The organism is Pseudomonas sp. B21-012, from assembly GCF_024749305.1.
Classification (GTDB): Bacteria; Pseudomonadota; Gammaproteobacteria; order Pseudomonadales; family Pseudomonadaceae; genus Aquipseudomonas.
The window spans coordinates 447,664-462,778 of sequence record NZ_CP087197.1 but is presented as its reverse complement, the minus strand read 5'-3'; the positions used below and the strand labels follow the sequence as shown (position 1 = coordinate 462,778).

General features: G+C 62.7%; 13 protein-coding genes and 1 riboswitch. Of the genes, 8 read left to right on the top strand and 5 right to left on the bottom strand.

Annotated features, from left to right (window positions below; genetic code table 11):
* Positions 1-176 precede the first annotated feature (176 nt).
* Positions 177-1,412 carry a sodium:proton antiporter gene (locus LOY37_RS02055; protein WP_258716215.1) on the top strand — a complete coding sequence of 412 codons (1,236 nt, stop codon included), beginning with the start codon at positions 177-179 and terminating at the stop codon, positions 1,410-1,412.
* 66 nt (positions 1,413-1,478) lie between these two features.
* Here LOY37_RS02055 and LOY37_RS02050 read toward each other — a convergent pair whose 3' ends face one another.
* Entirely contained in the window at positions 1,479-1,877 is a 399-nt protein-coding gene (locus LOY37_RS02050) for an acyl-CoA thioesterase (RefSeq protein ID WP_274117322.1), read from the bottom strand.
* A 182-nt stretch (positions 1,878-2,059) separates the two neighbouring features.
* Positions 2,060-2,164: riboswitch (S-adenosyl-L-homocysteine riboswitch) on the top strand.
* Positions 2,165-2,185: 21 nt separating this feature from the next.
* Between LOY37_RS02050 and ahcY the strand changes: the two genes are divergently transcribed.
* The 5 genes from ahcY to LOY37_RS02025 all read left to right on the top strand — a co-directional run bounded on the left by ahcY (position 2,186) and on the right by LOY37_RS02025 (position 8,683).
* On the top strand, positions 2,186-3,595 hold the full coding sequence (gene ahcY, locus LOY37_RS02045) for an adenosylhomocysteinase (RefSeq protein WP_258716214.1): 1,410 nt from the start codon (positions 2,186-2,188) through the stop codon (positions 3,593-3,595).
* 93 nt (positions 3,596-3,688) lie between these two features.
* Positions 3,689-4,534: a methylenetetrahydrofolate reductase [NAD(P)H] gene (metF, locus tag LOY37_RS02040; RefSeq protein ID WP_258716213.1), complete on the top strand. Its 846-nt coding sequence runs from the start codon at positions 3,689-3,691 to the stop codon at positions 4,532-4,534.
* Between the two features lie 110 nt (positions 4,535-4,644).
* A complete protein-coding gene (locus tag LOY37_RS02035) occupies positions 4,645-5,727 on the top strand; it encodes a hypothetical protein (RefSeq protein ID WP_258716212.1) in 1,083 nt (360 codons plus the stop codon).
* 65 nt (positions 5,728-5,792) lie between these two features.
* Positions 5,793-6,578, top strand: coding sequence for an ABC transporter substrate-binding protein (locus LOY37_RS02030; protein ID WP_093376907.1), 786 nt, complete (start codon positions 5,793-5,795; stop codon positions 6,576-6,578).
* 221 nt (positions 6,579-6,799) lie between these two features.
* Complete coding sequence (locus tag LOY37_RS02025) at positions 6,800-8,683, top strand: DEAD/DEAH box helicase (RefSeq protein ID WP_045193831.1); 1,884 nt, start codon at positions 6,800-6,802, stop codon at positions 8,681-8,683.
* Between the two features lie 64 nt (positions 8,684-8,747).
* Here LOY37_RS02025 and LOY37_RS02020 read toward each other — a convergent pair whose 3' ends face one another.
* The 3 genes from LOY37_RS02020 to LOY37_RS02010 form a co-directional block, all read right to left on the bottom strand.
* A complete protein-coding gene (locus tag LOY37_RS02020; RefSeq protein ID WP_093376912.1) occupies positions 8,748-9,326 on the bottom strand; it encodes a YceI family protein in 579 nt (192 codons plus the stop codon).
* Positions 9,327-9,360: 34 nt separating this feature from the next.
* Complete coding sequence (locus tag LOY37_RS02015) at positions 9,361-9,912, bottom strand: cytochrome b (RefSeq protein WP_258609018.1); 552 nt, start codon at positions 9,910-9,912, stop codon at positions 9,361-9,363.
* Positions 9,913-10,174: 262 nt separating this feature from the next.
* The gene (locus tag LOY37_RS02010) at positions 10,175-12,031 is read right to left on the bottom strand and encodes a flavin monoamine oxidase family protein (RefSeq protein ID WP_258716211.1); all 1,857 of its coding nucleotides are present in this window, start codon (positions 12,029-12,031) and stop codon (positions 10,175-10,177) included.
* Between the two features lie 190 nt (positions 12,032-12,221).
* Between LOY37_RS02010 and LOY37_RS02005 the strand changes: the two genes are divergently transcribed.
* Positions 12,222-13,628 (top strand): adenosylmethionine--8-amino-7-oxononanoate transaminase, encoded by a 1,407-nt coding sequence (locus LOY37_RS02005; protein ID WP_258716210.1) that lies wholly within the window; start codon positions 12,222-12,224, stop codon positions 13,626-13,628.
* A gap of 99 nt (positions 13,629-13,727) precedes the next feature.
* The gene (locus LOY37_RS02000; RefSeq protein ID WP_045193840.1) at positions 13,728-14,447 is read left to right on the top strand and encodes a 16S rRNA (uracil(1498)-N(3))-methyltransferase; all 720 of its coding nucleotides are present in this window, start codon (positions 13,728-13,730) and stop codon (positions 14,445-14,447) included.
* Here LOY37_RS02000 and LOY37_RS01995 read toward each other — a convergent pair.
* Positions 14,444-15,061: a PAQR family membrane homeostasis protein TrhA gene (locus tag LOY37_RS01995; protein ID WP_045193841.1), complete on the bottom strand. Its 618-nt coding sequence runs from the start codon at positions 15,059-15,061 to the stop codon at positions 14,444-14,446. The genes LOY37_RS02000 and LOY37_RS01995 overlap by 4 nt on opposite strands.
* Between the last annotated feature and the right edge of the window lie 54 nt (positions 15,062-15,115).

Below are 15,115 nucleotides of genomic sequence, written 5' to 3'. Positions count from 1 at the left end.
GAGGTCATCAATGGCCAGGCGCTATATAACCATTTCAGCACAGGCGGCTGGAAACGAAATCGAAAGAACGCGGTCAACGAAACCAGTCAAAAGTGTGTCCCGAAGCCCTCGGCAGGTCATCAAAGAAATGCCCGAGGCTATCGGGTGTCGACTTGGAAGCCACTACAGGACCTAGGATGCTTGAGCTCGTTGCTGCGTTTATCTGTTTGACCACCCTCCTCACCTATGTAAATTACCGTTTCATCGGCCTGCCCCCAACCATCGGCGTGATGGTCACCGCCTTGCTGTTCTCGCTGCTGCTGCAAGGCTTGAGCGTGATCGGCTACCCCGGCCTGGAAGAGCGCGTGCAGGGTTTGATGAACCAGATCGACTTCAACGATCTGCTGATGCACTGGATGCTGTCGTTCCTGCTGTTCGCCGGCGCCTTGCACGTAAACCTTGCCGACCTGCGCAGCTACCGCTGGCCGATCGGGCTGCTGGCGACCGTCGGCGTGCTGATCGCCACCGTGGTCATCGGCTTTCTCGCCCACTGGATTTTCGCCCTGTTCGGCTGGCATGTGAGCCTGCTCTACTGCCTGCTGTTCGGTGCCTTGATCTCGCCGACCGACCCGATCGCGGTTCTCGGCGCACTGCGTACCGCCAATGCCTCCAAGCCACTGAAGACCACCATCGTTGGCGAGTCGCTGTTCAACGACGGCACTGCAGTCGTGGTGTTCACCGTATTGCTGGGCATCGCCCAGCTTGGCGAAACACCGACGGCGGCCGACACCGCGATCCTGTTCGCCCGCGAAGCCATTGGCGGCATTCTGTTCGGCGGCCTGGTGGGCTACATCACCTACCGCATGATCAAAAGCATCGAGCAGTACCAGGTCGAGGTCATGCTGACCCTGGCACTGGTGATCGGCGGTTCGGCCATGGCCTATGAGCTGCACGTTTCGGCGCCGATCGCCATGGTCGTGGCCGGCCTGATCATCGGCAACCTGGGCCGCAACCTGGCAATGAACGACATGACCCGCCGCTACCTGGACGGTTTCTGGGAACTGATCGACGACATGCTCAACGCCCTGCTGTTCGCCCTGATCGGCCTGGAGCTGTTGCTGCTGCCATTCTCGTGGATGCACCTGGCCGCGGCCGGCGTGCTGGCGGTGGCGATCCTGCTGTCGCGCCTGCTGACCGTGGCACCGGCCATCCTGATGCTGCGCCGTTGGCGCACCGTTCCGCGCGGTACCGTGCGGGTGCTGACCTGGGGTGGCCTGCGTGGCGGTGTGTCGGTGGCCCTGGCGCTGTCGCTGCCATCGGGCACCGAGCGTGATCTGCTGCTGAGCATCACCTACATCGTGGTGCTGTCGTCGATCCTGTTGCAGGGCCTGACGATCGGCCGGGTGGTGCGCGGGGTTACCGAGCAGCCTTGAGACCGCTATCGCTGGCAAGCCTGCTCCCACAGGGATATATGGGAGCCGGCTTGCCGGCGGCGCCTATCACTCCACCGTGGTATCGAACTGATCCTTGATGTACTTGATCTCGGTCCGCCCGTGCGCTGCCGGCAAGCCGTCTTCACCGAGGTTGACGAAGACCATGCGGTCGACGGTGAGGATGCTCTTGCGGGTGATCTTGTTGCGCACTTCGCACTTGAGGGTGATCGAGGTGCGGCCGAATTCGGTGGCGGTGATGCCCAGTTCGATGATGTCGCCCTGGCGCGAAGCGCTGACGAAGTTGATCTCCGAAATGTACTTGGTCACCACGCGCTGGTTGCCCAGCTGGACGATCGCATAGATCGCCGCCTCTTCGTCGATCCAGCGCAGCAGGCTGCCGCCGAACAGGGTGCCGTTGGGGTTGAGGTCTTCGGGTTTTACCCATTTGCGGGTGTGGAAATTCATATCTGCTCCTGACCGTCTTGCCAATCGATGTGGGTAATGATGGCAGAGCCTGACCCCCTCCTCCATTTAACATCGACTATGGTCTCGATTAATCGACAGAAAACCTTGGGCAGTTGCGCTGGCGCAGCTATAATCGCCAACGCTTCAAAATGGTCATCGTCATCCACGACCGTTCCCGCCACCTGTCCGAGGGGCGCTGCAGCAGGTTCAACCTGTCAGGCTCGGATGGGGCGTTGTCCCGCCAGGCCTGCCTGCGGACACTAAACGCACAACGGCGCCCATTCGCACACTACGAATGGAGGCTCTCAATGAGCGCTGTAAACACGCCTGCTGGTTTTACCGATTACAAAGTCGCCGACATCTCCCTGGCTGCCTGGGGCCGTCGCGAGACCATCATTGCCGAATCGGAAATGCCAGCGCTGATGGGCCTGCGCCGCAAGTACCTTGAAGAGCAACCGCTCAAGGGTGCGAAAATCCTCGGCTGCATCCACATGACCATTCAGACCGCCGTGCTGATCGAAACCCTGGTCGCCCTGGGTGCCGAAGTGCGCTGGTCGTCCTGCAACATCTTCTCGACCCAGGACCAGGCCGCTGCCTCCATTGCCGCTGCCGGCATCCCTGTGTTCGCCTGGAAAGGCGAGACCGAGCAAGAGTACGAGTGGTGCCTGGAGCAGACCATCCTCAAGGATGGCCAGCCATGGGACGCCAACATGATCCTCGACGACGGCGGCGACCTCACCGAGCTGCTGCACAAGAAATACCCGGCTGTGCTGGATCGCGTCCACGGCGTCACCGAAGAAACCACCACCGGTGTGCACCGCCTGCTCGACATGCTGGCCAAGGGCGAGTTGAAAGTCCCGGCGATCAACGTCAACGACTCGGTCACCAAGAGCAAGAACGACAACAAGTACGGCTGCCGTCACAGCCTCAACGATGCCATCAAGCGCGGCACCGATCACCTGCTGTCGGGCAAGCAGGCGCTGGTCATCGGTTACGGTGACGTGGGCAAGGGCTCGGCCCAGTCGCTGCGTCAGGAAGGCATGATCGTCAAGGTTTCCGAAGTTGATCCGATCTGCGCCATGCAGGCCTGCATGGACGGCTTCGAGCTGGTCTCGCCGTTCATCGACGGTATCAACAACGGCACCGAAGCGAGCATCGACAAGGCCCTGCTGGGCAAGATCGACCTGATCGTGACCACCACCGGTAACGTCAACGTTTGCGATGCCAACATGCTCAAGGCCCTGAAAAAGCGCGCCGTGGTCTGCAACATCGGCCACTTCGACAATGAAATCGACACCGCTTTCATGCGCAAGAACTGGGCCTGGGAAGAAGTCAAACCACAGGTACACAAGATCCACCGTACCGGCCACGGCGATTTCGACCCACAGAACGACGACTACCTGATCCTGCTGGCCGAAGGCCGCCTGGTGAACCTGGGCAACGCTACCGGTCACCCAAGCCGGATCATGGACGGCTCGTTCGCCAACCAGGTCCTGGCACAGATCTTCCTGTTCGAACAGAAGTACGCCGACCTGCCAGCCGCTCAGAAAGCCGAGCGCCTGACCGTTGAAGTCCTGCCGAAGAAACTCGACGAAGAAGTGGCCCTGGAAATGGTCCGCGGCTTCGGTGGTGTAGTGACCCAACTGACCCCGCAACAGGCCGAATACATCGGCGTGACTGTTGAAGGGCCATTCAAGCCACACGCCTACCGTTACTGAAAGTTGGTAGCTGCAAGCTGCAAGCTGCAAGCGGTTCGCGCCGCTTCTGCTTGTCGCTTGCGGCTTGTAGCTTGCCGCTGAAGAGAACCTTCTATGTCTCAGGAACGTCGTTACAGCTTCGAGTTCTTCCCGACCAAGACCGATGCTGGACATGAAAAACTGCTCGCCACTGCCCGTCAGCTGGCCAGCTACAACCCGGATTTCTTCTCCTGCACCTACGGTGCCGGTGGCTCGACCCGCGACCGCACGCTGAACACCGTGCTGCAGCTGGAAAGCGAAGTGAAAGTCCCTGCCGCCCCGCACCTGTCGTGCGTCGGTGACAGCAAGGACGACCTGCGCTCGCTGCTGACCCAGTACAAGGCAGCCGGCATCCAGCGCATCGTCGCCTTGCGCGGCGACCTGCCGTCGGGCATGGGCATGGCCAGCGGTGAGCTGCGCTACGCCAACGAACTGGTGGAGTTCATCCGCCAGGAAAGCGGCGATCACTTCCATATCGAAATCGCCGCCTACCCGGAGATGCATCCCCAGGCGCGCAACTTCGAGGACGACCTGAAGAACTTCGTGCGCAAGGCCAACGCCGGCGCCGACAGCGCCATCACCCAGTACTTCTTCAACGCCGACAGCTACTTCTATTTCGTCGAGCGCGTGCAGCAGATGGGTGTGGATATTCCGGTAGTACCGGGGATCATGCCGATCACCAACTACAGCAAGCTGGCGCGCTTCTCTGACGCTTGCGGCGCCGAGATCCCACGCTGGATCCGCAAGCAGCTGGAAGCCTACGGCGACGATGTGAAGAGCATCCAGGCTTTCGGTGAAGACGTCATCACCCGCATGTGCGAGCAACTGCTGCAAGGCGGCGCTCCAGGGTTGCACTTCTACACCTTGAACCAGGCCGACCCGAGCCTGGCGATCTGGAACAACCTCAAGTTGCCCCGCTGATCGAACCGCTACACCGCAGGTAACAATTGCGTCAGAATACTGAAAAGGCCTTTAGCTTACGCTAAGGGCCTTTCTGCATTCCTGCCCCCAGACGGATTTTCGTGCCTTCCATGCGCCAAGGACTTACCCCTGCTCGACCGCAACTCGTTTACCTGGTCTTCGGGCCGCCCACCTACCACCAGGAAGCCCAGTTCAGCATCGTCAGCGCCCTGGCCAACCTGCGCAAGACCCCCGGGGAAGCACTTGATATCCAGGTCTACAGCGACAATCCCGAACCCTACCGGCACCTGCCGGTAACTGTTCATCCACTCGACGCCGCCACCCGTGAAGCCTGGAACCAGCCCTACGGCTACCACTTTCGCAGCAAGCACGTGGTGCTGCGTCAGGTGCTGGCCAGCGCGCCCATGGCCGTGCTGATCGATACCGACACGTTCTTCCATCAGTCGCCCATCGAGCTGTTCCGCCGGGTCAAGCCAGGCACCCTGCTGTGCAATGCCATCGGCAGTACCTATGGCAGTGATCTGCAGTGCCCGCTGTTCCAGAGCCTGGCAGCAATGCTCGAAGAACGCGGGCTGGCCGACCGGCACATGCCGCTGCTGAACTCCGGGGTGATTGGCCTGATGCAGGAAGATGCGCCATTGCTGGACCGCTCCATCGCCTTGATGGACGAGTACTACCCCCACGCCAACGGCGCCTACACCCTGGAGGAGTTCTGCCTGGGCGTGGCCGCCTACCGGCAGATGCAGGTCAACCAGTGCACCGACCTGATCCATCACTACTGGAGCCGCAAGCAGCTGTTCCGGGCCAAGGTCCAGGCCTGGCTGGCCAAGCACCAGCACGCGCCCCTGAGCGAAGAGGCGTTGGCGGATGTCACCCGCGTCAACGCCCAGTTGCCCAAACCGCCTACCTTGCAACGCCTGGGCTACAAGGCGCTGAGCCTGGCCCTGCCGAGCGAACAGCGCCAGTTCATGCGCGAGTTGCTCAATGGCTGCTACGACTACCCCAACGAGTTCGACCGCGCCTGTGCTTCGGCCTGGTGGGACAAGGCCCTGGACAACGTCAAGGCTCGCCATCCACGACCTATTTGCCCCGACACCCTGCAGCGATGGTTCGAGCACCCTGGCATGCGCCTGTCGCTGGGCCGCAAGCACCGCACGGTGCGTGATTCACTGTTAAAGCGATCACAGCACTGACACCCGGGCTGGCTCGACATGCACGGCTACTAGCCATAGCCGTGCACACGTCGTAATCTCCAGCCATGCCCGATTTCACCCGCCTGTTGACCGCGCTGATCCTCACTTGCCTGAGTGCCTTTGCCCACGGCGAGAAGCTGCGTATCGTCACCGAACCCTGGGCCCCCTACGTCTATCTCGAAGACGGCCAGGCCAAAGGCATCGACTATGAGGTCACCGCCGAGGTATTCAAGCGCCTGGGGGTCGAGGTGGAATGGCAGTTCCTGCCCTGGAAGCGCTGCCTGGCGATGATCGAGCAGGGCCTGGCCGATGGCGTGCTGGACATCTTCCAGACCGAACAACGCGACAGCCAGTTGTTCTACCCCAGCGAGCCGCTGTCCGACGTCGAATTTACCCTGTTCTATGCCAACGCTCGCCCGCACAAGGTCAAGCGCCTGGAAGACCTGCGCGGCCTTACCGTCGGCACTTCGCCCGGTTACAGCTATGGTGGCGCGTTTATCGACTCACCGCTGTTCACCCGCGAGCCGGCACCCACTCACGAGGCCAACTTCGGCAAGCTCCAGCGCGGACGTATCGACCTGTTGATCACCGACCGCCGTGTGGGCCGCTATATGATCAAGACATTGGGCCTGGAACAGCAGATCAGCGAACTGCCTCTGGTGATCAGCCGCCACAGCCAGTACCTGGCGGTGCGCCGCAATGTCGGCATGGACCTGCTGGCCCAGCGCTTTGCCGCCGAGCTGCGGCGCTTCAAGCGCGAGCCGGCCTATGCCGCGCTGCATGCACGCTACGCCGGCACTGCGGAAAACTTTCCAACCGCCGTTGAGCAGCAGGAAAGCAGCATGCGCTGAATGCTCTGTTATACTCGGGCCTTCCCGCCAGGCTTACGCCCGGACGCTCGGCCTTGCAAAAGGCATCCCGACCGGCAGGACAGCGCGGCCCAGAGCCCGCCCGCCGCCCCGGATGCGCATTGAAGACCCTGCTGGACCGGACGCGATAGCATCAGCTGATGCCCGTCGCGCCAGGCAAGATTATCCCATCGGGCTCAGCCCCCATTAGAACAGGATTACTCATGTCCTTTGCTTCCCTCGGTCTCTCCGAGGCTCTAGTTCGCGCCATCGAGGCTGCGGGCTACACCCAGCCCACTCCGGTGCAACAGCGGGCCATTCCCGCCGTGTTGCAAGGCCGCGACCTGATGGTTGCCGCCCAGACAGGTACTGGTAAAACCGGCGGTTTCGCCCTGCCGATCCTTGAACGCCTGTTCCCCGGTGGTCACCCGGACAAATCCCAGCGCCATGGCCCACGCCAGCCGCGGGTACTGGTGCTGACCCCGACGCGCGAACTGGCCGCCCAGGTTCACGACAGCTTCAAGGTCTACGCCCGCGACCTCAAATTCGTCAGCGCCTGCATCTTTGGTGGCGTCGGCATGAACCCACAGGTTCAGGCCATGGCCAAGGGTGTCGACGTGCTGGTGGCCTGCCCCGGCCGCCTGCTGGATCTCGCCGGCCAGGGCAGCGTTGACCTGTCCCACGTCGAGACCCTGGTGCTCGACGAAGCCGACCGCATGCTCGACATGGGCTTCATCCATGATGTGAAGAAGGTCCTTGCCCGCCTGCCGGCCAAGCGTCAGAACCTGCTGTTCTCGGCGACCTTCTCCAAAGACATTACTGACCTTGCCGACAAGCTGCTGCACAACCCCGAGCGCATCGAGGTCACGCCGCCGAACACCACGGTCGAGCGTATCGAGCAGCGCGTCTACCGCCTGCCGGCCAGCCACAAGCGCGCCTTGCTGGCACACCTGATCACCACCGGTGCGTGGGAACAGGTGCTGGTGTTCACCCGTACCAAGCATGGCGCCAACCGCCTGGCCGAGTACCTGGAAAAACACGGCCTGACCGCCGCCGCGATCCACGGCAACAAGAGCCAGAACGCGCGCACCAAGGCCCTGGCCGACTTCAAGGCCGGCAGCGTGCGCATCATGGTTGCCACCGATATCGCCGCCCGTGGCCTGGACATCGACCAGTTGCCGCACGTGGTCAACTTCGAACTGCCCAACGTTGAAGAAGACTACGTTCACCGTATCGGCCGTACCGGTCGTGCCGGTCGTTCGGGCGAGGCCATCTCGCTGGTCGCTCCGGATGAAGAAAAGCTGCTCAAGAGCATCGAGCGCGTTACCCGCCAGAAGATCCCGGATGGCGACCTGATGGGCTTTGATGCCTCCAAGGTCGAAGCCGAGAAACCCGAGACCCGTGAGCGTCCGCAAAACAATCCGCGTGGTGGCCGTGGCCAGCGCGCCGATGGCAGCAATGCCGGTAGCGGCGGTCGTAAGGACAAGGGTAAGGACCAAGGCAAAGACAAAGGCCGCGACAAGGACAAGGAAAAAACCGCGGAGAAATCCGCCGGTGGTCGCCAGGAGCGCAAGCCCCGCGACAACAAACCGCGTCAGGCCCAGTCGGGCCAGCCAGGTGTTCCGCAAGTTCCGGCCAATCGTGATCCGGAAGAGTTCCTGGATGACGAAGTCGACAACTTCGGCAACCGCGCCGACTACGTCAGCCCTTACCAGAACAAGGGCAACCAGGGCCGTAACCGTCGTCCGGGCGCACCTGCCCAGACCGGCACCGGCGCCAGCACCGGTGGCCAGCCACGTGGCGGCCAGCCGCGCAGCAACAACGGTCCGCGCAGCGGTGGTGGTGCTTCGGCCAATGGCGAGAAGCGCGGCGGCGGTGCCCGTAATGGTGGCGGCAGCCGCGACGGTGGCGGTCGCAATCGCCGCCCGGCGCGCGACGATCAAGCGAGCAAAGAGCCGGCCGTGCGCAATCCGCGTGAGGGCCAGCCGCAGCCGAAGATCGTGCACAAGGAGTCGAAGGTCGACCGCTTCCCGACTGCCGAACAGCTCGAGCAGCTGCCAAGCCGTCCACGTGGCGAGAAGCCTGCGCTGCTGACGCGTAACCGCTGATTCAGCGACCGCGCCAACAAAAACGCCGCCCCTAGGGGCGGCGTTTTCGTTTATGCAGCAAGCATTACTTCTGCTTGATACCTTCGATCGAGATGTCCAGATCCAGGGTCTGCGAAGACGGGCCTGGGCCTTTGATACCGAAGTCGTTCAGGTTCAGCGTAGTCTTGGCGTTGAAACCGGCGCGCTCGCCGCCCCATGGATCCTTGCCCTCACCGTTGAAGGTGGCCTTGAAGATGACTGGCTTGGTGACGCCGTGCAGGGTCAGGTCGCCAGTCACGTCAGCAGTTTTCTCACCGGTCGATTTGACAGCGGTGGAGACGAACTTGGCCTCTGGGAACTTGCTCACATCGAGGAAATCTTTGCTGGCGATGTGCTTGTCACGCTCGGCGTGGTTGGACCACAGGCTGGCGGTTTTCAGGTCGACGGCGATCTTGCTGGCTTCAGGCTTGGCGGCGTCCCAGCTGAAGGAGCCATCGAAGTCCTTGAAAGTGCCGTGGATGAAGCTGTAACCCAGGTGGCTGATCTTCCAATCAACGAAGGCGTGCTGGCCTTCCTTGTCGATCTTGTAGTCTGCTGCCATTGCCTGACCGGCCGAGAACAGTGCGGTACCGAGCGCCAGAGCGGCAAAAGTCTTTTTCAACATGCGTCTATATCCCTTTTGGAGTTGAGGTTGAACATCAAGCTTTGCGGCCCAGCATGCGGATCAGGGTCGCGTCACGGTCGATAAAGTGGTGTTTCAGGGCTGCCAGGCCGTGCAGCCCGGCAAAGATCACCAGGCCCCAGGCCAGGTAGAAATGGATCTCGCCGGCGACATCGGCCTGATCGGGCAGGTTGCTGACCAGCGCCGGCACTTCAAACAGGCCGAACACCGGGATGCCAACGCCGTCGGCGGTGGAAATCATGTAGCCAGCAACCATCACCGCGAACAGCCCCAGGTACAGCAGGCCATGGCCGGCCTTGGAGGCGAGGCGGGTGAGTTTGCCGTGGTTGGGCAGCGCTGGCGGCGGTGGGCTGAGAAAGCGCCAGAGCACGCGCAGGAGCATCACACCAAGCAGCACCAGGCCGATACTTTTGTGCAGGTCGGGGGCGTCTTTGCGCCATGGGCTGTAGTAGTCCAGGCCCATCATCCACAGGCCCAGGCCGAACAGGCCGAATACAGCCAGTGCAACACCCCAGTGCAGGACGATGCTGACAAAGCCATAACGAGAAGGTGAGTTGCGCAGTTGCATTGCCGTGTTTCCCTGTAAGAACTGTGCTCAGACTAACGATTTATTAATCGAATAAAAGCAGAAAAACTTGCTCTGAAATATCGAGAAATATGATCTTTAGTATGAAACGAAGCTATTAAGGAAACATTAACTACGTGGGAAGGGAAGACCCTGCGGGCCTTGGGGCCGCTGCGCGGCCCATCGCCGGCAAGGCTGGCTCCCACAGGTTCGGTGTGTACTTGCCCCTGTAGGAGCCGGCGTTGCCGGCGATGAAGTCAGCGCATTACTGCGCCTTGGCCTGGGTATTGGCTACCGGCTTTTTCACTGGTTCCGCCTTGGCGGCGGCTTTTTTCGCAGGCGCAGCCTTGGCTGCGGTTTTCTTCGGCTGTTGCGCCTTGGCTGCCGGCTTTTTCGCCGGTGCCTGCTTGGCCGCTGGTTTGGCCGGAGCGGCTTTCACCGGCGCCTTGGCTGGCTCTTCCTTGGCAACCGGGGCGACCGCAGGTGCTGGCGCAGCCGCCGGCGCGGGGGCCGGAGCCACCTCGGCCTGCTTGGCCGCTGGCTGCTCGGCAGGCTTGTCATCGCTACCGAACATGCGCTTGAAGAAGCCAGGCTTGCCCTCTTCCTTCTTCACCGGCTCTTCGGCCTTGGCCGGTTTGTCGGACGAGCCGCCAAACAGGTTGCTGAAGAAATTACCTTTGCTCGCCGCGGCAGCCGCGGTGCCGGCAGCGGCCGTGGCGGCAACCGCCTTGACCGGCTCGAACGACTTGCCCGCGGCCAGGTCCTGGACCTGGCTGGCAGCGCGCTGGCCACTGCGCAGAGCGCCTTCGAGGGTGCCTGGGTACATCGCATCGGTGTGCTCGCCAGCAAAGGCAACCCGCTGCACCGGACGCTCCCACAGGCGCCAGTACTTGCTGATCTGCCCAGGGCCATAGGCCAGGTAGGCGCCACCGGTACCCACGTCAGTGCTGTAACGGCGTACTTCGTAGCCGGTGAAGGCGCCACGGGCTTGCGGGTAGAAGGCGTGCAGGCGGATCAACACCTGGTCGACCATCTGCTTGTCGCCAAAGGCCTGCAGCAGGCGCGCGTTGTCACCGGAGAGGTTGATCACCACGTTAGCGCCGCCCTTGAGCGCAGGCTCGATCCAGAGCATGCCCAGGCCGGTGTTGCTGTAGATCTCGCCAGACATCCGCGCCCGGCTTTCCCACACCGGGGTCTTGAACTTGAGCATCAGCTGGTCGCGCCAGCCGTAGTTGGTGCCCTTGAGGGCGGCCAGGTGCTTGGTGTCCAGGCCCGGAGTCATCTGGATCTTCGACAGCGCGCGCAGCGGTACGGCCAGCACCACGTAGTCGGCCTGGTAACCGACGCTACCAACCTTGACGGTGACGCCGTCCTTGTCCTGGATGATGGCGCTGACCGGCGACTGGGTCTTGATGGTTTTCAATTGCTTGACGAAGGCCTGGGCCAGCACCGGGCTACCGCCTGGCAGGCGTGCGGCGCGCAGGTCACGGTCGCTGACGCCGCGGTAGACGCGGGTCTGCTGGGCGAAATAGAGCAGCGACAGGCGCGACGGCTCGTCATAGCGGGTACGGATTTGCTGGTTGACCAGCTGGCGCGCGGTGGCCGGCAGTTGCAGCTTGTCGAGCCAGCCGGAAACGTTGAGCTGGTCGAGGGCGAACAGGGTGCTGTTGGCTGCCGGGTTCAGCGGATCGTCGATCGAGCGTGCGAGGTCGTCGAGGGTCTTCTCGTAACGCTTGAGCGCTTCGGCGGTGGCCGGTTGCTTGGTGCTGAGGTCGGCGGCGCTGAAATACTCGCCATCGATCAGGTAACCCGGGGTACGCACGAACTCAGGTGCCGGCAAGGTGCTGAGCTTGAAGGCATCCAGGTACTGGTTGAGCACCGGCTGGGCCTTGCTGTTGCCGATCCATTCACTGGTGGCCAGGCCCGAGCGCCCGCCCATACCGGTCTTGGCTTCCAGCAGGGTCACCTGCCAGCCCTTGTTCTGCAACTCATAGGCGGCTGTCAGGCCAGCCAGACCGCCACCGACGACGATTGCCGTCGGGGCCTTGTCCTTGGCCAGCGCAGTGCCGCTGAACAGTCCTATCATTACCAGCGCACAGGCGCGCAGCCAACCAGCAGACATTCGGCGAACTCCGGATCAAAGCAGAAGTGTTTGGGGGGATCCCCCAGAAAGAGTAGCCGAAGGATACGCCACGCCAAGCGCCCCCGCCAGCAACGCCAGCACCCTGATTGCAGCGCACGGGTTGTTCTCGACCGGCGCATTGCATAGGCTTGCGCGGCATGTCCGAGCCGCCGTCGCCAGGAGAATCGAAATGGGCCTCAACCAACAGTGGATGCAACGTGACCTCAAGGTCCTGTGGCACCCCTGCACCCAGATGAAAGATCACGAACAACTGCCGCTGATTCCGATCAAGCGCGGCGAAGGCGTGTGGCTGGAAGACTTCGAAGGCAAGCGCTACCTCGACGCCGTCAGCTCCTGGTGGGTCAACGCCTTCGGCCATGCCAACCCGCGCATCAACCAGCGCATCAAGGACCAGGTCGACCAGCTTGAGCACGTGATTCTCGCAGGCTTCAGCCACCAGCCGGTGATCGAGCTGTCCGAGCGCCTGGTGCAGATCACCCCCGAAGGCCTGGACCGGGTGTTCTACGCCGATAATGGTTCGTCCTGCATCGAAGTGGCGCTGAAAATGAGCTTTCACTACTGGCTGAACAAAGGCCAGCCAGAGAAGAAGCGCTTCGTCACCCTGAGCAACAGCTATCACGGCGAGACCATCGCGGCGATGTCGGTCGGCGACGTGCCGTTGTTCACCGAGACCTACAAGGCGCTGCTGCTCGACACCATCAAGGTGCCAAGCCCCGATTGCTACCTGCGCCCCGAGGGCATGGGCTGGGAAGAGCACTCGCGCAACATGTTCGCGGCCATGGAGCAGACCCTGGCTGAACACCACGCCACGGTCGCCGCGGTGATCGTCGAACCGCTGATCCAGGGCGCCGGTGGCATGCGCATGTACCACCCGGTATACCTCAAGCTGCTGCGCGAGGCCTGTGACCGCTATGGCGTGCACCTGATCCACGACGAGATCGCCGTGGGCTTTGGCCGCACCGGGACGATGTTCGCCTGCGAGCAGGCCGGCATCCGCCCGGATTTCCTGTGCCTGTCCAAGGCCCTGACCGGTGGCTACCTGCCGCTGGCCGCGTGCCTGACCACCAACGAGGTGTACAGCGCCTTCTACGACGATTACCCGACCCTGCGCGCCTTCCTCCACTCGCACAGCTACACCGGCAACCCGCTGGCCTGTGCCGCGGCGCTGGCGACCCTGGATATCTTCGTGCAGGACAACGTCATCGAGGCCAACAAGGCCCTGGCCCAGCGCATGGCCAGCGCCACCGAGCACCTAGTCGACCACCCGCATGTTGGCGAAGTGCGCCAGACCGGCATGGCCCTGGCCATCGAGATGGTCCAGGACAAGGCCAGCAAGACCGCCTACCCGTGGCAGGAACGCCGTGGCCTGAAGGTCTTCGAGCACGCCCTGAGCCGTGGCGCCCTGCTGCGCCCGCTGGGCAGCGTGGTGTACTTCCTGCCGCCATACGTGATCACCCCGGAGCAGATCGACTTCCTTGCCGAGGTGGCCACTGAGGGTATCGACATTGCCACCAGCAGCCGTGTCAGCGTGGCGGTGCCGGCTGATTTCCACCCTGATTTCCGCGATCCGGGCTAACAGCATCGCGGGGCAAGCCCGCTCCTGCAAAGATCCCTGTAGGAGCGGGCTTGCCCGGCGATGAAGCCCGCACTGCCAACACATTTTTAGAGTTAGAACATGAGACTGTCCCGCTTCTTCATCGACGCCCCCCTGAGCCTCGGCGCCCACGACCTGCCTGAAGCCCAGGCCCACTACATCGGCCGCGTGCTGCGCATGGCGGTTGGCGATGCCGTGCAACTGTTCGACGGCAGCGGCCAGGAGTTTCGCGGCCAATTGCTGGAAGTCGGCAAGAAAACCGTCCGCGTGCAGCTCGACGAAGCCTTCGCCGGGCAAGCCGACTCCAGCCTGCAGGTTCACCTCGGCCAGGGCCTGTCGCGCGGCGAGCGCATGGACTGGGCAATCCAGAAGGCCACCGAACTGGGCGTCAGCGCTATCACCCCGATCGTCAGCGAGCGCTGCGAAGTACGCCTCAAGGATGAACGCGCCGACAAGCGCATGGCTCATTGGCGCCAGGTGGCGATCAGCGCCTGCGAGCAATGCGGGCGCTCCAGCGTACCGGTCATCCACCCACCACAGCCGCTGGCAGACTGGCTCAAGGCCTGCGACCAGGACCTCAAGCTGGTCCTGCACCCGGTCGCCGAACCCATGGTCAGCCATCAGCAGCCCGCCAGCCTGGCGTTTTTGATCGGCCCAGAAGGCGGCCTCAGCGAGGCCGAAGTCGAGCAGGCCAAGGCCACCGGCTTCCATGCCGCACGCCTGGGCCCGCGCGTATTGCGCACCGAAACCGCGCCAGTCGTGGCCCTGGCCGTGGCCCAGCAGCTGTGGGGCGACTTCTAGAGCACGTAGAAGAACACCGCGATGAAGTGCAGCAGGCTGCCGGCGATCACGAACAGGTGCCAGATGCCATGCCAATGGCGAAAGCGGCTGTCGTAGGCAAAGAAGATGATGCCGATGGTGTAGAACGCGCCACCGGCCGCTAGCCAGGCAAAGCCTGCGGCGCCGAGGCTGGCGAGCAGCGGCTTGACCGCCACCAGCACGATCCAGCCCATCAGCGCATAGATGATGATCGACATGACCCGCGCTTCGGAGCGCGGCTTGATCTCTTGCAGCATGCCGATCACCGCCAGCCCCCAGACCACCCCGAACAGGCTCCAGCCCCAGGGCCCGCGCAGGCTGACCAGGCAGAACGGCGTATAGCTGCCGGCGATCAACAGGTAGATCGACAGGTGATCGAGCTTGCGCATGATCACTTTGGCTTTGCCGCGCACGCTGTGATAAAGGGTCGAGATGCTGTAGAGCAACAGCAGGGTAAAGCCATAGATCGCCAGGCTGACGATCTTCCAGGGGTCGCCTTGCAGGCTCGCCACCACCAGCAGCCAGATGGCGCCGATGCAGGCCAGAACGGCGCCGACCAGATGGGTCCAGGCGTTGAAACGTTCACCGTGATACATGCAACAGGATCCTCCTGACTTAAAACAGGTCTCCCATCCTACACAGGCAAATGC